The organism is Ensifer sp. R1-3 (assembly GCF_056739175.1).
Map to the genome: position 1 here is coordinate 1,100,884 of NZ_CP096517.1, position 22,960 is coordinate 1,123,843.

Annotated in this window: 17 protein-coding genes; 9 read left to right on the forward strand and 8 right to left on the reverse strand. The window is 57.3% G+C overall.

Annotated elements, in window-relative coordinates:
• The 6 genes from hisD to M1D43_RS30305 form a co-directional block, all read right to left on the reverse strand.
• A complete protein-coding gene (gene hisD / locus M1D43_RS30280) occupies positions 1-1,371 on the reverse strand; it encodes a histidinol dehydrogenase (RefSeq protein WP_088195836.1) in 1,371 nt (456 codons plus the stop codon).
• Positions 1,368-2,168, reverse strand: a complete 801-nt coding sequence (locus M1D43_RS30285; RefSeq protein WP_010967209.1) for an ABC transporter permease — start codon at positions 2,166-2,168, stop codon at positions 1,368-1,370. Before M1D43_RS30285 ends, hisD begins: the two co-directional genes overlap by 4 nt.
• Positions 2,165-3,109 carry an ABC transporter permease gene (locus M1D43_RS30290; protein WP_088195837.1) on the reverse strand — a complete coding sequence of 315 codons (945 nt, stop codon included), beginning with the start codon at positions 3,107-3,109 and terminating at the stop codon, positions 2,165-2,167. Before M1D43_RS30290 ends, M1D43_RS30285 begins: the two co-directional genes overlap by 4 nt.
• Before the next feature lie 65 nt (positions 3,110-3,174).
• Entirely contained in the window at positions 3,175-4,290 is a 1,116-nt protein-coding gene (locus M1D43_RS30295; RefSeq protein ID WP_010967208.1) for an ABC transporter substrate-binding protein, read from the reverse strand.
• A 33-nt stretch (positions 4,291-4,323) separates the two neighbouring features.
• Complete coding sequence (locus M1D43_RS30300) at positions 4,324-5,457, reverse strand: ABC transporter ATP-binding protein (protein ID WP_127624241.1); 1,134 nt, start codon at positions 5,455-5,457, stop codon at positions 4,324-4,326.
• A gap of 305 nt (positions 5,458-5,762) precedes the next feature.
• Positions 5,763-6,530 (reverse strand): SDR family NAD(P)-dependent oxidoreductase, encoded by a 768-nt coding sequence (locus M1D43_RS30305; RefSeq protein ID WP_017263983.1) that lies wholly within the window; start codon positions 6,528-6,530, stop codon positions 5,763-5,765.
• Between the two features lie 129 nt (positions 6,531-6,659).
• Between M1D43_RS30305 and M1D43_RS30310 the strand changes: the two genes are divergently transcribed.
• The 5 genes from M1D43_RS30310 (at position 6,660) to M1D43_RS30330 (ending at position 11,788) form a co-directional block, all read left to right on the forward strand.
• Positions 6,660-7,772, forward strand: a complete 1,113-nt coding sequence (locus M1D43_RS30310) for a histidinol-phosphate transaminase (RefSeq protein WP_127624240.1) — start codon at positions 6,660-6,662, stop codon at positions 7,770-7,772.
• Between the two features lie 900 nt (positions 7,773-8,672).
• Entirely contained in the window at positions 8,673-9,605 is a 933-nt protein-coding gene (locus M1D43_RS30315; RefSeq protein ID WP_498814624.1) for a Shedu immune nuclease family protein, read from the forward strand.
• A 6-nt stretch (positions 9,606-9,611) separates the two neighbouring features.
• Positions 9,612-10,202, forward strand: coding sequence for a hypothetical protein (locus M1D43_RS30320; RefSeq protein ID WP_498814626.1), 591 nt, complete (start codon positions 9,612-9,614; stop codon positions 10,200-10,202).
• Between the two features lie 147 nt (positions 10,203-10,349).
• Positions 10,350-10,481, forward strand: coding sequence for a hypothetical protein (locus tag M1D43_RS30325; protein ID WP_498814627.1), 132 nt, complete (start codon positions 10,350-10,352; stop codon positions 10,479-10,481).
• Positions 10,482-10,651: 170 nt separating this feature from the next.
• Entirely contained in the window at positions 10,652-11,788 is a 1,137-nt protein-coding gene (locus M1D43_RS30330) for a hypothetical protein (RefSeq protein WP_498814629.1), read from the forward strand.
• Positions 11,789-11,830: 42 nt separating this feature from the next.
• Here the strand turns inward: M1D43_RS30330 and M1D43_RS30335 are convergent, their stop codons facing one another.
• Entirely contained in the window at positions 11,831-12,526 is a 696-nt protein-coding gene (locus M1D43_RS30335) for a hypothetical protein (RefSeq protein ID WP_498814630.1), read from the reverse strand.
• Between the two features lie 521 nt (positions 12,527-13,047).
• On the opposite strand from M1D43_RS30335, the gene M1D43_RS30340 reads away from it, so the two are divergent.
• The 4 genes from M1D43_RS30340 (at position 13,048) to M1D43_RS30355 (ending at position 21,449) form a co-directional block, all read left to right on the forward strand.
• Positions 13,048-14,196 (forward strand): hypothetical protein, encoded by a 1,149-nt coding sequence (locus M1D43_RS30340; RefSeq protein WP_498814631.1) that lies wholly within the window; start codon positions 13,048-13,050, stop codon positions 14,194-14,196.
• Between the two features lie 362 nt (positions 14,197-14,558).
• The gene (locus M1D43_RS30345) at positions 14,559-16,262 is read left to right on the forward strand and encodes a YncE family protein (protein ID WP_498814632.1); all 1,704 of its coding nucleotides are present in this window, start codon (positions 14,559-14,561) and stop codon (positions 16,260-16,262) included.
• 587 nt (positions 16,263-16,849) lie between these two features.
• Complete coding sequence (locus tag M1D43_RS30350; protein ID WP_498814634.1) at positions 16,850-18,097, forward strand: lipase family protein; 1,248 nt, start codon at positions 16,850-16,852, stop codon at positions 18,095-18,097.
• 664 nt (positions 18,098-18,761) lie between these two features.
• Positions 18,762-21,449 carry a patatin-like phospholipase family protein gene (locus tag M1D43_RS30355; RefSeq protein ID WP_498814635.1) on the forward strand — a complete coding sequence of 896 codons (2,688 nt, stop codon included), beginning with the start codon at positions 18,762-18,764 and terminating at the stop codon, positions 21,447-21,449.
• Between the two features lie 168 nt (positions 21,450-21,617).
• Here M1D43_RS30355 and M1D43_RS30360 read toward each other — a convergent pair whose 3' ends face one another.
• Positions 21,618-22,157, reverse strand: coding sequence for a hypothetical protein (locus M1D43_RS30360; RefSeq protein WP_434118760.1), 540 nt, complete (start codon positions 22,155-22,157; stop codon positions 21,618-21,620).
• Positions 22,158-22,960: the final 803 nt, after the last annotated feature.

The window sequence follows — 22,960 nt, forward strand, 5'->3', positions numbered from 1 at the left end:
TCAGGCGCCCTTCTTCAGATAACGATCGCGCACGGGCGATACGGCAAGCGCATGCGAGGAGAAACCCTCGTAGATCGCCAGATTATGGGAATGCTTGGCGAATTCCGGATAGGCCGGTGCCGTGACATAGCCGATCGAGCTGCGCTTGACGAAATCAGCGACCGACAGCGGACCGAACGTGCGGGCCCAACGGCTGGTCGGCAATACGGCGTTCGGTCCGAGCGAGAAGTTGGCGATGCTGACCGGGGTATGGGTGCCCATCAGGATTTCGGAAGCTTCGGTGATGTGGCCCAGATGAATGAAGGGCTGTTCCGACAGGAGCTCCAGATGCTCCGGCGCATAGGCGTTGACAAACTCGTAGCTTTCCTCAATCGACGAGGTGAGGACGATGCCCCCCGTCTTTCCGCTCAGCACGGTCTTTGAGAAGGCGGTGCGCTGTTCGGTCATCCTCGCCCAGTGTTCTGGCAGGGCTGCGAGCGCCTCCTCGGCAACGCGGCGGCTGTGAGTAACGAGATAGGCCGAGGAATCAGGGCCATGTTCGGCCTCGATCAGCAAGTCGAGCGCGGCAAGGCCGCCATGGACCGTATCATCGGCAAGGATCATCACTTCGGAGGGACCGGCGGGAAGACCGGTATCGATCACACCGGAGAGCGAGCGCTTGGCGGCGACCACCCACGGGCTGCCGGGACCCACGATCTTCACCGCCGGCTTGACGGTTTCGGTACCATAGGCGACGGCAGCAACGGCCTGCGCGCCGCCCGCCTTGTAGACGGTTTCAACGCCGGCGAGACGTGCAGCAACCAGCGTCGCGGCATCGACCGAACCGTCCGGCGCCGGCGGCGTGACAATGGCCAGGTTTGGGACGCCTGCAACCACGGCCGGGACCGATGTCATCATAGTCACCGACGGGAAGGAGCCCTTGCCCCGTGGGACGTAGAGCGCGACCGACTGAATGGGCGTGAAGCGGTCTCCGGCAAAAGCGCCGGGGCGGATCTCCTTCAGCCACATGGCTTCTGGCTTCTGCTCCTCATGGAATTTGCGGATGTTGTCGATGCCGAATTGAACGGACTCGAGGACACTTGCATCAACCAGCTTGAAGGCCGCATCGAACTCTGCCGCCGTAACCTTGAGATTGGCTTCCGTTACATCGGCCTTGTCGAGTTCGCGGCCGAAGCGTGCCAGTGCCTTGTCGCCCTCGGTGCGGACCGCTTCGAGGATCGGCGCGACCTTTTCGATGAAGCCCGATATGTCGGTTTCCGAACGGCGCAGCAAGGCGGCCTTCTCTTCGGCGTTCAGCTTCGAATATTCGTAGAAAGACACTGATGTCATCGTCTTGTCCTTGTATCTGGCCAGTTGGGGCCGGAGGGTCATTTCGATTTCAGGAAGATATCCAGACCGACCAGGCGGTCGAGCAGCGCGATCGCGAGACCGGCGCAGGCGATGAATACGACCGAGATCGCGGCCAGGTCCGGCGTGATGATCGAGCGGATGGAATTGTAGATCTGGACCGGCAGCGTCACGCTTCGGGCGTCGACCAGCAGCAGGCTGACCAGAAACTCGTTGAGCGCCAGAATGAACATCAGCAGCGATCCCGTGATCACGCCCGGCAGGACCGCCGGCAGCGTGATGTAGAGGAAGCGTTGCAGCGGCGGGGCTCCGCAATTGGCCGCCGCCAGCTCCAGATCGGGCGACAGATTGCTGGCACTCGCCGTCACAGCCCAAATCATGAAGGGCAGGTTGATGACAGCGCAGGCGATCCCGACCGGCCACAATTTTCCCAGAACGCCCATATTGCCGAGTACCAGCATCATGCCGATGCCGGAACCGATCAGCGGAATGGTGAACGGCAACAAGAGATAGATCTGGATCGAACGGGCAAACCGCACCCGATACTTGGCCAATGCGATGCCGGCGAGCGTGCCGACCGGGATCGAGACCAGGGTGCATATCGTGGCAACGATCAGCGAACGAACAAAAGCTTGCCTGAGGTCACTTGCCTGGGCGATCGCGCCGTACCATTTCAGCGACAGGCCGTCCGGCGGGAAGGTGATGATGTTGCCGGCGGTGAAGGAGGCTCCGAGCACCACGACCGTGGGCGCGGACAGCATCAAAAGTGCAGTCGTGACGAAGGCCCACAGGACGAAGGATTTGCTTTTGCTGCCCGTCATTTGCGGTCTCCCGTCATGGCGAGCGTACCTGCACCGAACAGCATGAAGACGACGCCGACGAGCATGGACCCGACCGCAACGAGCATCAGCGACAGCGTGGCACCCATGCCCTGGTCGGAGGTGCGGAAGAACTGGTCGTATATCGCGTTGGCGATAAAATCCTGCGTGCCGCCGCCGAGGATGGCGGGAATGGCGAAGTCGGTGAGCGACAGCGTCAATACCACCAAACCGGCACCGACCAGCCCCGGCCGGGAGAGCGGCAGAACGACGTGGCGGAATGTCCGGGTCCAGCCCGCGCCGAGCGAGGCGGCAGCGGCCTCGAGTTCGCTCGGGATAGCGGTCAGAGCCGGTGCGAGCATCAGCACCGCGAAAGGCAGCATGTACTGGACGAGGCCGAACAGTACCGCCGGGTAGTTGTAGAGCAGACGTATCGGCGGCACGCCGACGAGACCGAGCGCCTCGTTGACCATGCCCTGGTTGCCGAGAATGATGAGCCAGCCATAGGCGCGCACCACCTGCCCGATGAAGAAGGGCAGGAAAAGCGCAACCAGCAGAAATTTGCGAAGGGCGGACGACGGCGTACGCACCATGAGGTAGGCATATGGAAAAGCGAGCAGCAGGGTGATCACCGTCACGATCACCGAACCGACAAGGCTGCGGCCGGCAACGGTCGCGAAGAAGCTTTCGGTCAGAACACGCTGATAATTGGCGAGCGTGTAGCTCTCCGACATCAGGAAGGTATTGGTGTCGAGCGTTCTCAGGCTCGTGTCGCCGATCTGGACGAGACCGAGCACCAAAAGGCCCACAAGCACGAGCGCGGGCATCAGCATGAGATAGGGCAGGCCCCGCTGGAAGCTCGATGGCCAGACGATGGCCGCAAGGCGTTCGAGGACATCCATGACACGCCACGTCAGGGGATATGCAGCACGGGGAGCGCGCATGGCAACGATCCTGTTTCACGAGAGAAGGCTGCCCGCCGCAAGGGGTGCGGCGGGCAGATAAGGCATCAGCCCTGCATGATTTCCTTGAACTTGGCGAACCACTGGCTCTCGTTCTCGACCTGTACCTTGGCCGAGATACGGATCAGCTGCTTGAAGTCCTCCTCCGTTGTTGGATAGGAGGGATCGCCCACGAGATCGGCGGGCGGCGTGATGCCGGGGATGACGCCGGGCAAGCCGAGACCGTCCAGCCAGATCTGCTGCGCTTCCTTGGTCAGGGCGTGGTTGATATATTGCTTGGCCCAGTAAAGCTCGTTCTCGGGCAGACCCTTCGGTATCCAAAGGCCGTCGGTGTCGAACTTGGCGCCTTCCTCCGGCACGACCCAGGCGATCTCGATGCCGTTCTTCTTGGCTTCGCGCGCATTGGTCGAGATGGTGCAGGCGGCGTCGATCTCGCCCTTCTGGAACCAGGTGGTAAAATCCGGGTCCTCGCCGAGCAGCGGCTGTTGCTCCTTGATCTTGGAGATGAAATCCCAGGCCGGCTGCATGTTGGCGGGAATGTCCTCGAGTTTACCGCCGCCGGCGACTTGTGCGGGGAAGTGGAAGCCGATCCCGTCGTTATACAATGCGATCCGGCCCTTGAGCTTGGGGTCGAGCAGATCCTTCCAGGATTTTGGCGCGCCGTTCGGGAAGGCCGACGGGCGATAGGCGAGCACGTAGACATAACCGTAGGTGTTGACGATCGGATAGCCGTCGAGGCCGACCGGCTTTGCGAGATCCGTGGCGTTCTTGAGGTTCGGCAGGTCGGACAGGTCTTCGGTCACGCCGCGCAAAGCGGACTTGGTGGCGTTCGTCGTCGTATCCCAGTTGATGTGGATCGGCGGGACGCGCTTCTGGGCAACGGCGGCCCAGACCTTCGGCTGGATCTCGTTGTCCTCGGTCAGGTCGTGACGGACGGCAATCCCGGTCATCTTGGTAAAGCTGTCGGACACGCCAGCCTTGAGCGCATCGACCCAGCTGCCGCCCCAGGCGCGAACGATGATCTCGGCCGGCTTTTCCGGCTCCTGGGCAAAGGCGCGGCTGACGCCGAGGGTCGAAAGACCCGCCGAAGCGCCGGCCGCGGCCATGGACGCAAGCAGCGTCCGGCGGCCGATCTGCGCGGACAGGAACTTTTCATGCGACATTACAGGTTCTCCTCTGGCTGGACCTTCTGGGGGTCACTTTTGAAAGACATGCATATCCCTTGCATTCCAGCCGAGGCGAACCTCGTCGCCCGGACCGAACTGCAATTGGGATTCCGGATCGTGATCGAAGACGCGCATCAGCACGCCTGCCAGATCCGGAACCCGGATCTCGTAAACGACTCGATCGCCTTCGAAAATGCAATCGACCACTTGGCCGTCGACCAGCGTTTCCAACTCATCGAGCCGCCCGCCCCTGGGCGCAATGCGTATTTGTTCCGCACGAAGCGCTCCGCTGCAGGATAGACCTGGCGCGAGAGCGGCATCGGCAGCGATGCCGACGAGACGTACACCGTTCGTTTCAAACACGGCCTGCGTCGAAGTAAGTTCAACGATCCTTCCTTCGAGAAAATTGGTCACGCCGATGAAGTTGGCAACGAAGGCATTCGACGGCGCGCGATAGGCATCGACCGGCCGGGCCTTTTGCTGGATGGCTCCGCCATTCATGATGATGATCTCGTCGGAAACCACCAGCGCCTCTCGCTGATCGTGGGTGACGTTGATCGTGGTGACGCCGAGCTCTTTCTGGATGCGGCGGAACTCGAGCTGCATCTCCTCGCGCAGCTTGCGATCCAGCGCGGCAAGCGGTTCGTCGAGCAGCAGCAGATCGGGCTCGAACACCAGCGCCCTGGCGATGGCGACACGCTGCTGCTGGCCGCCCGACAACTCATTGATCCGTCGGTCTCCGTAGCCGCCAAGGCGCACGAGATCGAGATAGCGCTCGACCTTTTCCGGGATCGTGCGCGCGTCATGGCGGCGCATCTTGAGCGGAAAGGCGACGTTTTCGGCCGCCGTCATATGCGGAAAAAGCGCGAGCTTCTGAAACACCATACCGATGGCGCGCTTGTGCGGCGGCACGGCACTGACCGGCCGCCCATTGATGAAGATCTCACCGTGGGTCGGCCGGTCGAAACCGGCGATCATGCGCAGCAGTGTCGTCTTACCGGATCCGGACGGGCCGAGAATGGTCAGGAACCGCCCCTTCGGGAGGTCGAATGAGGCATTCCTGACAGCGTGAACATCGCCGAAAGCCATGCCGACGTCCTTGACGGAAACAGCGACCGGATTGACGGATCCGGTCGGACGGAGACCAGCAGCAACAACGCCCATACGATTCCCCTGTCTTGCTCCAACCGATGAGACCGCGGCGAAGCTTTATTCTATTCCACCCGGCGGGAAGGCACTCCACCAGCCTTTACGCCTAGTTGTCTATACATATTAGTACAAGTACCGTCAACCGGCATTGCGCATTTTTTGCGCTGCAATTCTGTATGCCAATTTTTTGTGCACGTGCGAAAGCAAGGCGCAAAGCCGCTGACAGTTTGGCAGCGACGGACAGAATGACAAGCAGGCAAGACGGGTCCGTCGTACGGTTTGCACCCCACACGGAGCACTCATGCAGGTTCGCGCACGGATCAGATCGAGGCGAGGTAGCCGCCGTCGGCAGGAATACAATGCCCCGTGATATAGGCAGCCGCATCGCTGCAGAGGAAAACCGCGACACCGCCGATGTCGCTTTCCTTGCCAAAGCGCCGCTGAGGGATTTTTTCCAGCATGCGGGATTGCCAGTCCTCGTCCTCGTAGAAGCCCTCAGTCATGGCAGTGCGGAAATAGCCGGGAGCAATGGCGTTCACCCGGATGTTGTGCGCTGCCCACTCGGTTGCCAGGGCACGCGTCACGCCGAGTAGGCCGGATTTCGAGGCGCCGTAGGGTACCGCCGTCGGAATGCCGACGTAGGATGTCAGGGAACAGAGATTGACGATCGCGCCGCCGTTTGCGTCCGCCATGATCCGGCCCGCCGCCTGGGCACAGAAGAAGGCGCCCTTCAGATTGGTCGAGACAATCGTTTCCCAGAGCGCCTCGTCTACATCGAAGGAAGGCCGGACATTCTCGAACCCGGCATTGTTGACCAGGATGTCGAGACCGCCCAAACCCTCAGCCGCTGCTCTCGTGACGCTTGCGCAGGCTTCGACGTCGCGGACATCCTGGGCAAGCGCCACCGAGCGCCTGCCAGCCTTTTCGATCAGTGCCCGGGTCTCGGCCAAACCCTCTACCGTTCGCGCGGTCACGGCCACGTGCGCACCGGCCTCGGCCAAAGCGAGGGCGATAGACTGCCCTATGCCGCGGCTTGCTCCCGTAACAAGAGCGCGGCGGCCGGAAAGGTCGAAGATCGGGCTGGTCATGACGGCTCCTGTTCTGGTTCCCCACCGGGATGACATCATTATCTCAACAACATGTCTATACATATATACAGATCATGAATCCCGGCTTATGAACAGCACATGGCAATGGCACCCCATGGAGACGGTAAAATGGCAATCCCTTCAAGGCCCATACGGGAAGAAATTCGCTCGATCGCCCCCTATAATGCCGGACTGACGCTCGAGGAGGTGCGAGCGAAGTACCATGTCGACGAAGTTGCCAAGCTCGGCTCCAACGAGAACCCTCTCGGTCCCTCGCCCGCCTTGCGCCGGCTCTTTCCCGACATCGGCGAACTAGCCCGGCTTTATCCCGATCCGCAGGGCCGCGCGCTCTGCGCCCGGCTGGCTGCCAGCTTCGATGTCGAGAACAATCAGGTTATCCTCGGCAACGGCTCGGAAGATCTGATCGCCGTCATTTGCCGCTCCGTCGTGCGCGCGGGCGACACTGTGGTGACGCTCTATCCATCCTTCCCCCTGCATGAAGATTATACGACTCTGATGGGCGGAAAGGTCGATCGCGTCACCGTTACCCCCGACCTCTCCGTCGACATGGACGCACTTCTCGCCGCGATTGCCCGCAAGCCGCGTATGCTGATGTTCTCGAACCCGATGAACCCCGTCGGCTCATGGCTGACACCGCTCCAACTGGCAAAGGTTGTCGCCGCGCTCGATCCGGAAACGCTCATCGTGGTCGACGAGGCCTATGCGGAATATGCAGCCGGCGACGACTATCCAAGTGCGGCCGAAGTGCTGAAGGTGACGGGCTTGAACTGGGTCGTGCTACGGACTTTCTCCAAAGCCTACGGACTGGCAGGCCTGCGTATCGGCTATGGTATTGTCAGCGACGGCAGCCTTTGCGATTTTTTCAATCGTGCGCGCACTCCGTTCAACACCAATGCGATCGCGCAAGTATCCGCCCTCGCCGCCTTTGATGATACCGATCACCTAAACCGTTCCGTCGAGCTTGCTCTTGTCGAACGCGAACGGATGAAGAAAGAGCTCGCGACGATGGGCTACCGGATTGCACCATCGAAATGCAATTTCCTGTTTTTCGACGCACGCACAGAAGCGACCCCGTTGGCCGAAGCACTGCTCCGGCGAGGCGTCATCGTCAAACCCTGGAAACAACCTCGATTCGACACGTATATTCGCGTCAGCATCGGCTCGCCTGTGGAAAACGACCACTTCATCCATGCGTTGAAGGAGGTCGAGGCTGCCGGATGAGGCAGGCGTGAACCGGACTGTTTAGGCATTTGATGGGGTCGAACCTGAAGCGTTTGGGCTCGTTTGCCCAGAACTCGCAGGTGTATTCCGTAGTGGGTGAGCCCCTTGAGCGTCTTCAGACTAATGTCAAGCCGCCGCAACGACCGCTGTTGTCGCGAAGGTAAGCAGGAATAGACGGCACGCGTAAAAACATTCTCACACACAACTGAGTCGTTAATGCAGCAGCGGCGGAAGATTGCCACCCACTGTGACGATCGACATCGTCGGGATCACAGTCGTAATAGCAACGGGACTTGCGCCCGCAACGGCAGTCCAGCCTACGACAAATGTTTCCTGATGATACATTATGCGATCTCTTTGGCCCAGAACGTGAACATCGTCGCAACAAGCCGCGCACGGCGTTCGTGAAGAACGGCTCCCTTCAAGCGCTGCGGACTTTGGCGCCGGACCCGATCTAGGGCTTGATTAAGCCCGAAGCGGGCTGTCAATTCATGGCGAGCCCGGGGCGCTCTCGCTTCGACCGGGCGGCTGCCGACCGAATCCCGGACGATCTTCGGCACGTGGTGTGACCTGCATCCTTGTGGCGGGCACGGCGGCGAAGCGTCCCTGCAGGTTGTAGAGAAGCGACGGGCATGATCTAGTTCGCACCGTCTCTTGTGCTCTGGATGTCTGGTATGAACGACGATGACGTGAAATTCTTTGAGCTCCGGAAGGAGGGCAGAACCTACCTGACTTCCGTTTTTACGCATGGATCGATCAATCCCGAACGACGTCGCAACGTCCGCTGGGTTCTCGAAGGAACCGATAAGGTCCTGCTTGGGGAAATCCAAGGCGCGTTATGCCTGCGCCTTACGGGGGAGAAGCGAAAGACGCAGGTGACGGCTCTTGTCAGTCAGGACGATGGCGGCATACGGCGCGTCACGTTGCAGACGTTCCAAAACCGGGCTGGCGACTGGTATCGCGGATACGAAGAGCATTCCTTCACCTTCAGAGCGGGCGAATTCGCAAGGCTCGTTTCATTTTTTGCAAAGCATCCACTTCATAGATCGGTCGAACGAGGGGCGGTTCGACATCCGCGATATCTCCGTCGCTCACGGATCGAAGATTATCACCGACGCTGCGGACGAGGCGCTTCTTGCCCGAATCAAAGACCTGGATCACAGGGAGCGGGAACATCTCCTTCGGGGCATACAGGCGGAACTTAGCCAAGCCGAAATCAATCTTCTGCTCGGACGTCGGCAAGGACTCGAGGAGTTCGAACGCCAGCTCAGTGCCGATCGATGGGCTGAGGCCGACTGGCAGAACTTCTTCGAGCGGCAAACCTGGGTCTTCGGCTACGGGCTCGATTACCGGATAATGCGCCCCTTCGACCGAGAGATGGTGGTCGGCGCAGGCGGAACGGACGATCGCGACAGACCCACCGTCGACTACCTCATGAACTTCACCGACTACTCCGTCCTCGTCGAGATCAAGCGTCCCGATACTCCGATCTTTCATCAGCGTCGCTCCGGTCGCTCTGGCACTTGGAGGTTCAGCAACGAGTTCATGGATGCAGTTTCACAGGTACTCGAACAGAAAGCTGAATGGCTCGTGCAGGCTCAGACTGGACAGAACTATGACAAGTCGGGCGACCGTCGCCTCATGGCGAGAACCCGCGATCCAAAAGCGATCCTGGTCATAGGGCGCCGTCGCGACATCGAAGGCAATGGGAGCACCCGCGACGCCGAGGTGCGGCGCGACACGTTCGAGCTATTCCGGCGGGACACCCGTAACCTGGATATCGTAACCTTCGACGAGCTTCTCGACCGCGCGAGATTTATTACGAGAGACTGATACCAGATGACGCTCCGCCCCATTGAAACCCAGCTCGTGGAGGAACTGTTCGTCCAAGGCGGATATGTCCTCGAATTCACGAACCGGACGTTCTTCGAATTCTTTCAACACGAGGTCGGCGTCGACATCTACGACGACGTCTATGCATTCAGGGGCGGCTCGAAGGGGAAGCGTTTGATCGCCTTCACGCAGAAGGCACAACCCAAGGCGATAGCGAAGGCGCTCGCCGGCCTGTGGGAGTTTCTCGAAGCCGAGCGACCAGAATCGGCTACGGCGGACAACCGCAGGAAGCTAAGTGCGATCATTGAGCGGCTCGGTGGAGCCCCACTGCCGGGAGCGACTGTTGCCCAGGAGCCCAAGGCCGCACCGCCTCTTCGACCGTCGAAAGGTGTCCTCGTTGCGCTTGAAGCCGAATTCCTTTCGTTGGAGGTAATGGACGACCGCCCGCAAGAGCGAGGTTACGAGTTCGAGAGGTTCTTGAAACGCTGGTTCGACACCTGGGGGCTGGATGCCCGCGCCTCCTTCCGGACCATTGGAGAGCAGATCGACGGTTCCTTCCAGCACGATGGCACGACGTATCTGGTGGAGGCGAAGTGACACCGGGCACAGACCGATGCCACGATGCTGCACTCCTGCCAAGGCAAGATCGAAGAGCGACCAATTTGGACGCGTGGGCTTCACGTGAGCCACGCGGGTTACTCGGGTCCGTCATCTGCCGCCTTTACGTCCCGGCGGATCATCCTGATGGACGGCCAGGACATCTACATTGCTCTAAGCCGGGGAATTGATCCCGGCCTCGTGATCCGGGAGAAGGCCAGAGCGGCGGCGGAGCGAAAGAACCCGTTCGCTAAGGTTCTCGAACTTTTTCCCTACTAACGCGACGACAGCCCAACCGATGTTCAGTCGCAATGGAGCGGGAAACCTCGAAAGCCGTCTCGACGATGAGGCATGCCGCATTCCTGTGGACGGCCCCGCGGGCGCGTTGACCAGGCGCCGCGCTGATCTTTTACGTTCCGAAGGAACAAGACGCTACGTAAGAGATTTCGATGGCCCTGAAATGGACGGCGCTCGGCGCCCTACCAAGCATCGACATGAAGCCGGACTATTTCGCAGGCGAATACTTGGCCGTGGCGGGCGCTCACGACGATCGCTATCGGGATGCGATCGCCAATGGGCCGAACCTTCACACCTTCCTTTCGAAGATCGAAGGCAGTAACGGTCAGCGACTGAGGCCGAGTCTGCTGATCAGGTCCGACGCCTATCCCGAGCGTCCGAACTCGGAGGCCATCTCGAGCTTCATGGATATCGTTATCGCCTGCGTCGTGCTGGACGTGAGGGTGCGCACGGTGACGTGGCGCAGGAATGTCGGCCCGTTCTACGCCGACTCCTTCGAGATCTACCCGTGGATGATTGCCCCTGATGGGAAAAGGCTCGTTGCGCAGAATGCCGCGCTCTGGGCTGTGCATGAACTCGACAAGTTCCGTGGAACCGCCTCGGCTGCCGTCCCCGTGCAGGAAGTCGGCCGGGAGGCAACGCATCCGCGCTTCTTCAAGCAACTGCATGCGATCTGGAAGTCTCATTTTATCGACGGACAGGACGGCTGGACGTCGCGTGCCATTCTCCGATCGCTGAAGATGGCGACCTCTGCGCTTCGACTGTCTTCTCCGACAGGTGCGACCGAGTCCTTCTACGACTACGGCCGCATCCTCTCCTTGTGGGTAAGCGCTTTCGAGGTTCTCGTTCATCCGGGGTCGACGGGCAAGGCCACTCGTCAGAGAGTCCTCGACCTGCTCAAGACCATTTCATGGCAGAGCAAGATGATGCAGGAAGCGACGCATCAGGCGGACTTCGGCGGTGGAAACGTCGGTAATGTCAGGCTTGCCAATGCACTCTATGTCAAGATGCACGATCTGAGGAACGATTTCCTCCATGGCAATCCGGTCGAAACGGAGAAATTCCGCCTAGACAATGGCACATGGATCCTGTCCTATCCGGCCGCCATCTTTCGGATGGCCCTTTCGACCATGCTGCCAGATCCCGACGAGGTGACGCGGGAACAGGCTCTCGCAGGTGAAAAGACACGAGAGGAATATTGGCAGCACCTTCAGGCTGCGAGATACAGAGACGACTGCGAGGAATGCCTCCTAGCCGCCGTCAAACGGCAGCCCGCTGACGACAAGTAGGACGCGCGGATGGCTAAGTGGCGACGTTTCTGGAAGCCCAGACTAGGATTTTTCCCGTCGACCCTTTCGCCATTCAAAAGCCTTGTCTTCGCGTCCGATGATGTACCCAACCAGCTTCTCTACCTCCTCAATGGCTCGGAAAAGTTCCGCTTCGGTAACTTCGACGCGGCGACCGAACCATGAGGCGGAATCCTCCGGATTAAGCTCTTCCTTGTCGCCGCCTACGAAGAAGAGGCTTGGGTGCTTCCGGATCGTACTGTCATCGTAGTAGGCGTCGAAACCCGAGTAGTCGTTCGTGTGCTGGGTGATGTTGCGGGCCAGAACCACCTGCTCGATGATCGCTAGATCTGCGGGGCAGTCGCTCCAATCGGTGTCGAGAATTTCGAAGAGGACCCCTTTATAGCCCTTGACGAAACCTTGCTTGAAGAGTGTTTTCTTCGCCTCGGCGCTCGGCCTGAATCCAAATTCGCGCTCGAAGTTCATGAAGGCGATCTTGAGTGAGTTCGACAGCATCGAGAGACATGAGTAGCCCAGCACGTTTAGCGCCATCTCGGCCTGGAGCCATTCCTTAAGATATGGTGGTTCGCCGCTTTCCAAGTCGTACCCGCGCGGCGGCTCGTCAAAAGGCGGCGTTCCTTCGTCGTTCGCTCTCTGGATGTCAACGAACGGCCTGCGTCCTTCGCGGTAGTACATGCGGATGAAGTTGGTGCGCAGGTCGGCGAAATATTTGACGTCCATGGAGTTCCTCGCGATCCGCTAAAACGATCAGCCGGTACTAAACCGGCTGTACGGGTCGAGCACGGATAAAATGCCCGGCCTGCGCCTGCTGGGCGTTTCGATACTCTAATGTTTTCACCTCGACGCCAGCGACGACGCCTCACAAGCATTCGTTATGTCGGCGATCGGCATCGCTCTATCGTAAGTGATAATTTACCCGACCGCGCGATCTTAACGCCCATCGGGCGGCCGCTACAGCATACCCAATATAGTTCTGGTGTTGCTGAGCCCGAGAGAGAAGCGGTCGCGGCGCCAGTCGCCACGTCATTCCAGCAAGGCTCACAAAGGCCTCGTCGATCGAATAGATCATCCGCCCCAAGGCGGGCCCATGCTCAGGGCCTTTGCCCTCCTTCGACCGGGCAATCGCACAGCCGTCGCAAAGGATTCTTAAACGGTTGCAATCTTAGGACGTTTCCAAGTTGTGTACGCTAGGTGAGCCACTAACGCGCAAAGCCTAGTGCGAGGACACAGGAGACGGAAGATTGGATAAGGCGATCTATGCGGAAGCGCTCGCTGTTCTCGATGTGGCCGCCGCCGAGCTTGCCGAAATTCGCCGCGGCCGCCACTACATGTTCTGGCGAGAGGAAAATGAATGGTCCCTTGACCGGCGACTTTCCGCCCTTGCTCCTTTTCGCGATTATTTGGACGCGTTCATCCTCGCTGAAGCCGAAAACAATCAGCCTTGTCGGATGGAGCTCGGGTCTTGGGTAATCGCTGTCCTTCTAAGTAAGAAATCCGGCGAAGCCGTCATCGAGGCGTTCCTAGAGCAGGTCGCTCGCAATTTCACTGAATATACAGAGTTGTCGCCAGTCCTTGGCGTCAGCCTCGACGAAGAGTGTGTGATTGAAGATGGCCTGACCCTTCAGGTTCCTCCCGTCGATAGCTTTTCCAGGTCGTATAGCTGCCGGCCGTTCACCAATACGATGCTGCCAGAAGGTACCGCCTTCGTGGCACAGCCATTTATCCTGAATCCAGCTTTCTCCATGGAAAGCGACGGCACAAAGACGGCTGCCGCAACGCCGAGCATAAAACGCCGAGATCGTGCGCGCCGGAATGTCCGGCTAGCGTGTCTCCTTTCGAGCGAGGGGCCCGTCGAAATTCCCGCGTATGGCATCCGGCCGGAAAACGACGCCCTTTTTGCGCTCCCAATGCAAGAAGCGCCAAGGCGGTTAGGTTTCGAGTTCGAAGTCTCGACCGTGCGTGCCTCGGATGTCAAACGCGCGTACTCTCTCCTGTCGACCTACAAGGGCTTTGGAAAATTAGAGAGGGCAATTGACGCTCTTGGCCGCAGCCGCGCTGCTACGAGGGATGTTGACCGCGCCGCGTTTCTCGGCTTGGCAGCTGAGATCGTGCTAATGCACGACCAAGACTCCGAGAATACCGAGATTTCACACAAGCTTGGGACGAGAGCAGCGTGGCTCCTGGGAGAGACGTCTCAGGAACGGGCGACGATCTTCAAGGAAATTAAGAAACTTTATGGCGCCAGATCACAGTCTGTCCACACTGGTGTCCTCTCGTCAAGGAAGATGCCGCATTTTCCTGCAGCGGATCGGATTGTCCAACGGATATTGCTGACGGTGCTTGGCCAAGGCGAGTTTCCCGACTGGAACAAGCTGACCCTCGGGGGGTGATGCCTTTCCGTGTCGTTGTCCTCAGCGTCTCCGGCTGCGTGACCTTCCTCTCGCCCCCGGTCCGCTGGTCTTCTATGGCTCTTTTCGTCTCGTTTCCTAGCCTTTGTACAAAAGGAGCGCATGAGAAAAAGAGATCATTGCTGCGGACTTGAGAAGTTCAATTGCATTCGTCATTTTCGATCTACCATTTCACCAGCAGCACCATTGCTGCTGTGCATACCGATCGATAGCCGTTGACTATTCAGGGCAACCGAAGATTTCCGCAAAGGACGCCGATTGCAGGGGATTGCATAAGCCAAATGTTGCAACCGTGCCCATTAACGAAGAAATTAAGTTAAGAGGCCTCTCACGACGGATTCGCAATGGAAGATGCAGGCAAGTATCTCAATCGAGTGCAAACCAGCGCGGAGAATCTCGCTGCGCAACTGCGGCAAAAGTCAAACGCCCCGCTGGATTTGTACGTAGATACGGTTGGCATGCAGGCGATTACCCATGCCATGTCGATCGAGCCAATGAGTGTCACACAGGATGACCTTGCCCGTATCCATATAATCCGAGATAGCCTGCACGATGCCCTTCAGAAAGCACAAGATGGGCAAGACGAACATGGGCATTCAATTGAACAACTGCTGAACTCGATCAGCCGCCTCTACGTTGATGTCGAACGGCTTGTTCAGCACAACGACCGCGAAATCGCTGAGGCGAAAGAAGTAGTTGACAGTCTGGCTGCGACTTCACGTGCAATCGTACAGCCAGCAATTACCCAGGAGGTCTCTGAACAGGCAAACTCCATCATCACCAACGTAAACATTACGCAGAGAACGATAAACCTAAATATCTTGAACTTTGATGGTAACACCATTAATCTTGTTCGAGAGTTTAAGATGAATATTAAGCGACTTAGCGCTAGCGTGTTTGCCATCCGGCTAAACTTCGATATGGGCGTAGTATTCGAGGGTACAGTTAGATTTCTCAATGACGGCGTCGACAAAATAATCGCCGACATAATCAAGTTTTCTGAATTTATTTCCGAGAAGTATCAAAAGGTTGAAGACCTTATTGACGCGATTTCACCTATAATCGATAAAGGCACGCGGTTCGTAAAGTTTATAGGAAACGTAATTAAAGATATTTTCAACGGAGATAATGAAGACAACAAGACGGTAGCGTTTTCACTTCAATCAAAGGCAGCGTCACCGGCTGTCACGTGCGCTTCCGTTGGAAGAGACGGAGATGTTCTTTTTGCTGGCCGCCGCGGAATGAGTGGAACGTACACAAAGCGAACTGGGCAGTTTTTGCGTCTCCCTGCTCCGAGCCAAGATGATATTCATTCCGTGAGTCTCTTGCCTCGCGGCCTCGGATGCGTCGCAGGAACTCCCGAGGGGTTGCTTTGGGTGCAAGGCGTTGACCGAAATCGCGGCACGGTCAGATCCAGTTATTCCGAACGCATATCGGCTGTCCAGGTAATGGATTGGGGTGGTGCAGGCGCCGCAATCGTCTCTGGATCGAAAAGCGGTCATGTCAGAAGATGGACCCTTTCCGGTGGACTAAGCGCTCATAGAAATGGAGCGAGAGTCAGCAGCGAAAAGTTCGGTAAGTGCGTTCACGCGATCGCCAAATGGAGCGACAAGATCGTCGTTGCAGTTGACGAAAAGGTGCTCGTACTGGACGAATACCTCGAAATTCAGTCCGAGGTTCCGGTTGATCGGCCAATCCGCGCGATGTGCACTTTTTCGAATGACTCCGTTGTCATTGTCGGCACTGGCCTGCTTGCCGAAGTGAACCTCACGCGTGGGGCCTATAATAGAATGCTAACAGTCTCGCCTTCTACCGAGTACGTGGCTGTTCAGCCACTTGCGGAACGTATTGCGGTGGTTGGAACGGCCAACGGGACTGTTCGCGCAATTGACATCAACTCGGGCACGGAGATTGGCGAACTCGAAACCGATTTGGCGCTGCGCGGGCTCGCCGTCACTGGGAACATAGTGTTCGCCTACGGCGGGCCGTGGCGCACCGACGGAACATCGATTCTGAGAATTCTTTGGAAGGAACAGATCGCGAAATAGATTTCACATCAAATCTGCGTACGCATGTTATTAAAACTTAAGAGAAATCTTGGGGGGGGGGGGTGATGACCCCGTTACCTCGACAGGCCCAGCAAGCGCGTTCCCTGATTGCTGTGCCAGAGGCCTCCACGGATCGTCCCATAGCTACGATCTCGTGCGATGGGCCCTTGCAACGCGGTCTCCGTCCCGGTCCCGTGGTGAGGCGTCGCGACTTGGATCCATTCGCCCGGCCGCCGCAGAGGCGCGAAAATGCTTCGGTTGTACGGCGCCCGCGTTCGGCATGACTCGTCAGCGGAAATCGAATTATATAAGATGCGTTTCCGGATGAAGTGATTTGGCTGAGAGCAGACCGGCTCGCGCAGCTGTACCTGCTGCTAGTACAAGGAGCGAATTTCCGTTCCTCTCCGACCGATTTGCAGCTGTCGCTGAGAATGATCCCGCGTGCGGAGACCTGGAAGCGAGCCATGGATGGGACTGCGCAGGAAACGCATATTACACTCGTACACGGCACCTGTGCACGTGGGGCCAGGTGGACCCGGCAAGGGTCCTTACTCAGGCAGACGTTAGAAGAAGCTTTTCCGGGCAGAGTGCACTTCCATGACGATTTTAGATGGTCCGGCCTGCCGAGCCATATCGCGCGTCACGTCGCGGGGAAGCGACTGCAGGCATATCTGTGGAACGTAACGGAAGAGCATACCGGATCGCACTACGTGATTGGTCACAGTTACGGTACCCTCGTCCTTCTGTATGCTCTTCGCGATCCGGCTCTTGCGAAAAGGGTCGCGGGCGTCGTCTCGTTATCGACGCCCTACCTGGTCGCGCGGCGCCGACAGCTCAGCGTACTCGGCCGGGTCGCAGCTGCTATTAGCTACTTTTGGCTAATTTTTCTCATCGCATGGTGGCCACTCCGTGGGGACCCAAACGACCCCCCCGGCAGCATTTTTAACGACGCTCCCACCGTTGGCACCTTTTTAATTGTGGGTGGCCTGCTACTTGCGCTCGTCTATCTCGTTGAGGCAATGGACCCTCTAACGAAATGGTTCCTGACAACCCTGGCCATACCGGAGATTCATCCGAAACGGTTCCTGATCGTGAGGGGACCCAGCGATGAAGCTAGCGCACTGATTTCGCTGCTCCATGCTTTGGAATTGTTAGTGACCGTCGTTTGGGGAAGACGGGGGCCTTTCGACAGTCTCATTACGACGAAAACCGCCGAATTAGTTAATTCGCTCAACGAATGGCAAAGCCGACATAGCAAGCCGCTCAGGCTGTTTGGCGCTTGGCTGGGCGCCAGCTTCGCAGTGGTTTTCGCAGCGATCTTCGTTGGCGTGTGGGTCCGGATAAATTTCCCTGAATATTATGTCCTTTGGGCACCGGATCGAATTCCGCCGGAGCCCCCCACGAGCGTGCTCGGGGTCGGATATCCGTTTGTTTTGAACGCGCTTCCCAGGTGGTTTTTTTTGATCGTTGTTGCTATCGCCATGCCTGCCCTCCTTTTCATTGAACACGTACGAGTTGTTGTCACGCTGCTCGTGTGGATGGCTTCCTTTGGCACTTTCCTCGGCGCCCTCTTTTTACTCGCCGTCGCTTGTACCGCCCTCCTGGCGATAACAAGCGTTCCAGAGCTGGGACCTTGCGCCGCCACAATAACTGTCGCGGTCGAGGCTTCGCCACCTGGGCAATACCCGGTTGTACAGGGCTCAGATGTGTCCACAATGGACGCCTTTCTGACGCATTCCTGGTCCTACACGCATCCATTGGCTTTGAGGGCGATTGTCGAGTTTATCGCAGCGCCTAAGCCAGTTGGCGAACCGCTCGTTAGGGCGCCTTCGTGAAACCGAACCTCACTCGGCAGCGGACCGGATACACGAAGCTTCGGCGATCCTCAACGAAAGGTTCGACACCTGCTCACAGCGGCCAGAATGCGCCCGAGCTGCAGCCGATATTAACGCAGCCTCCGTCACCAATCGTCGGTACTCGCTGCCTCGACGAAAAGCGATCCGCGATGAAGAAACTGGAATGCCTTTGTTAAAGCTCTCTAGGCAAAAGCGCTTGGAAGCATCGGGCTGATGTGGCTTTGGAGGCAACGCGCGACGTGATGGAAGCCGCCGGCCAGGCAACACACGTGGGTAGCACTACCTTCGTGGCTGGGGCATAGCTTTCGATTTTTAGCTGTCGGAAAGAGCGGTGGCTTCGACCTTTCTCAGCCATCATTAAAGGATGATAGACTAGATCGGCACGGTACGGAGAAGCATACGGCCTATTCTCGAGCCGCATCAGATCTGCGATGCCTAGTCACTTGCCATCGGACGTGCGTAGTGTATTTTAGAACATCATAACCTAAAAATTGCATAGGAAGCGCGTCCCTGCGTCCGAGCGGCAAAAACCTGTACCAAGGCATTGGTTTGTTCCGTACCGCATTCAAAATGAACATCCAACAAGCTTTCCCAAACGAAGGCGTCTGCGGCTGGTTATTCCTAAGGGGGAGGATGGGCCGATATGACAATCAAACAAACGGAAGATGAAAACCGCGTCCATGATTTCGAGGAGGTCCTTGCGCTTGAGCACGCCTCCATTCGGATTCGCCGCGGTGCCGCAAAAGTTGAGACTCCCGATGAGCTTGGCCCCCCTCACGGACGCCCTGCCGACTTGTTTGGCGTCTCTCTCTCGGGGGGCGGAATACGCTCGGCCTCGTATTGCCTGGGTGCACTACAGGCTCTGCATGCGTGGGGCTTGATCCACCGTATCGACTATCTGTCAACAGTTTCTGGCGGCGGCTACGTGGGTACGAGCATGATCGCCGGCATGCATGCGAACCAGGAAGAAAATGGCGAGCCTGGATTCCCATTTGCTCGGCCCTCCAACGAAAGTCTCCGAGACCCTGAAGCGGTGAGTCATCTCCGCGACTACAGCCGCTTTCTCGCACCTCGCGGCCTATTGGATATAATAACTTCGACAGTCATCATAATGCGTGGCTTGGCGGTAAATGTCCTTCTGTTGCTCTCGTTTCTATTACCCGTGGCAACAGTTTTTATTCTCAGCAACCCGACGACGGAGGAACTCAAGCACAGCATACTCCTGGACGTGGCAAACCTAGTGCTTCGCGAGGAGTGGACAAAAAGCAGTTCTTGGTGGCTGAGCGTTGAACCGCTGATCGCTAGCCCTTTCCTCTTCTCAGTGATTACCGCTATTTGTCTGTGCCTATGGCTGATAGGCTGGGCTCTCCGGCGTTCGTATGTTGAAAGTTTCGGCCGTTCGCATCCGAACGAAAGGGCGTCTCTGGAGTACGACGGCTACGGCGCAAGGGTTGGCCGCTGGTTGATTATCGCCTTTGTCTTCGCAGCGACAATGGAACTCCAACCTATCATTATAGGAGCCGTAAAAATTCGATTGGACAGCGATGGTGGAAGTACACAAGGGCTCGCAGGTCTTGCAACAATCACTGGAGCAATCGTTGGACTGACCGCAGCGTTCCAAGGCAAATTGGTTGTTTGGATTCAACGGGCCTTGAGTGTCCCTTCCATTGCTGCGCACCTGCAGTCGCTCCTGGCAAAGAGTGTACTGTATGGCGCGGCGATGTTGCTGCCACTGACCATATATGCTGTCTTTCTACTAATCGTGACCTGGGGAATCAAAGACGGAGGCGCTTTCCCGCACAGTCCTGGTTTCCTTGTTTCAGATAGTTGGACCTTCTCCACGGTGATCGCTGGATTCGCTGTTCTGTTTCTTGCCGCAACTCAGGTTTTAAGCAGGCGTCTAAAGAGTCGTCCGTGGGAAACGCTGACAGCAATTGTGCACGGCCACTTCAACGTTCCTATATTGGTGCTGGTCGGCACATGGTTGGTTGCCCTAGTAGTTGCGGCCATCGCGACGAGAAGCGGGCCTAGCAAGAATCTCGAGGACTGGATCATCCTTAGCAACTATTTGGCACTAAGCTTTGCGGTGGCCGTAGTTGCGGCAGCATTCACCGAGAACGCGAACGGGCTGCACAGGCTTTACCGAGACCGGCTCCGGGTTGCCTATCGCCTCGGGGACAAAGAAGGAAGGCGCCTGCCTATACACGCTCTTCCAGAAGAGGCTCCCTATCTACTCGTCAACGGCACTTTGAATGTCAGATTGCCGAGGAAGGATGAACGTACGGCAAACGGAAAGGTGAAGGCCGGCGCCGCGGTAGCGGCGACCGATCGTCACCGACTGCCAGATCCGGCGAAGCGCGGACGAAATGCGGAGTTCTTCCTCTTTTCCAAGCATGCCATCGGCAGCGAATCGACAGGCTACGCCAACCCGAACTGGATGTGGTCAGTCGAGCCTGAACTCGACCTGGCAGCAGCGGCTGCAATTTCAGGGGCTGCGGTGTCGTCGAGCATGGGCAGGATCGGAATAGGATTATTAGGACCTACCCTGGCGCTGCTGAACCTCCGACTGGGATTCTGGCTTCCAAACCCTTCCAGACCAAAAGCTCAAGACAGGCACTGGGAGGATCTCTTTCGACTCTATCTGTTTGCCGAGGCATTTGGAAGGCTCCGCTCTGACAGCTCGCGTATTTATGTCACCGACGGCGGCCACATTGATAACATTGGCCTCTATCAGCTCCTTAAGCGCGGCTGCAAGTTTATCATCGTAATAGACGCGGAGGCCGATCCGGGCATGAACTTTAGCGCCTTTGCCGACGTGCAACGCTTTGCACGTATTGATATTGGGGTGCTAATATCGCTTGATTGGTGTCCGGTAAGAGATGCCGCACTCGAAAGATTGGCTGACCGGTCCAAGTCGCGTTCTCGTCCTATCGAGGGATTTCCCCACTTCGCCATCGGCTGCATCACCTATGAAAACGGCGATCAAGGTATCCTTCTGTACATAAAGGCCGCTGTCACCGGAAAAGAGCCGGACTATGTGTTGGACTATGAGCGGCGATATCCGAATTTTCCGCATGAGGCGACAAGCGACCAGTTCTTCTCCGAAGAGCAGATGGAAGCCTACAGGGCACTAGGCTTCCACGCTGTCAATGAGGTTTTCGCCCAGGCACAGACCTACGCCTCCCGCAGCTTTATCGGACCCGAGCCCAACTACGATATGCCGTATGCTTCCATGAACCGGAACGGGCTATTGGTTCATCTTATACGACGACTGAATGCGCAGCGCACTGCGTCGGCACGGGGTTTTCATCGAAATGCTCAAGCAGGATAGAGCGAAGTTTGCCGCTCGAGTGGGCTAATTCACACGCCTTTCCTCCTACTCACCCGCAGCGCTGTGGCTTCCCAAAAAGGGGCACCATTGGGCCTCGTTGCCCTGTATCACGCACTCATTCGCCCAGGTGGTGGGTGATCGAAGCTGCGCGCCACGAACCCCACGAAGTCACATTTTAGGACATAAAACGTTCTGTAACGCCGCCATGGGGCGGAGTAAGTTCCCTTGGAAGGGAGGTTCCGGTACCAAAAGAAAGCCAAAAATAGCAACGACAATGCCGACCAAGAAAAATGCCAAGCCCACAAACGCAAGGACAATTCCTGCGACCCGTTTTGAAGCCGTTCCGACTGGCACGCTCCCACCATTGGCAATGGCGATCCGGATAACGTCATATTGGCTCAGATAGGCAAAAAAAGCGGTCAGCACACCAATAGCAACACCGATTGCGAATATTCCCCCAGCTGCCCCTAACAAGACTTTATTGACTGGAACTGCGTCTTTATCCACCGCATGGCCAAGGAACGTCAATATCGCGATTGCCCCCGCGCCATTAGCTAAGATAATCGCTCGAACAGCAATCTGAGCGTATTCAAAGATCGCCTTCCAGACGGTTAGAAATTGCTCGCTTTGAACTCGCTTATCCTCTAACTGAAAGGCCGCCTTGCGCGTACGCTGCTCTGCGATTTCTGAATTTAACCTGGTGCTCATGGCGCACCTCCAAGACTGATTCTGGGATAAAGAAATATCGAGACCACTGCTTTGCTGCCGTTAAGGACAGTTTTAGCTCATTACTCCTACACCGGCACTTGCTTTCAGTTGTTTACATAGCAAGAATGAGATTTATCGAGCGTGATGGTCTGCCCAGCCCCTGCATTGCACAACGGAGGGTTATCGTTATCGTTCACGACTTGGTTTCCATAAGTAAACCAGGTGTCTCCGTCTCCCACATCATTTTGGAAGACGTCAGATGGCTTCATAGTGGTGTTGCGAGACCCACGATTGTCTGGATGTGTTTCAATTGGTCCATTCCGGAGGTGTAGCTCCAGATTATTGTTCGTTGGATTTGTGAACGTCACTGTTTCCGCTTCACTGACACCAGCAGAGATCAAGATGCTGATGTAGCAAGCACCCAGTCGGCGTGTAAGACATCTCATAACCAGTCTCCATATTTTGGATATATTTTAAATTGCCAGGTAAATTCCTCATGAGACTATGTGCAATATACATCTTCTAAACTAGTCAACGTGCATAACAGCAATGGGCCAAGGCTATTGCTGTCGAGTACTCTCGAAGCGGGCCGCTATTGTCCTCCTTTCGTAACCAGTGCAGCCATGGGAAGGGCCATCGGTAGAGCGACGAGTAACGCAGCGACCCAAAACGGTTTTCCGTTCTGCCAGTGAAACTCAGTCGACGGAAATCCAAGTGCACAAACCTCGCCCACAATCAAACAACCGCCTGTCCTCTTAACGGTTGTTTCGCCGTGCGCGCCTTGACTGCCGCGAACGTGGTTT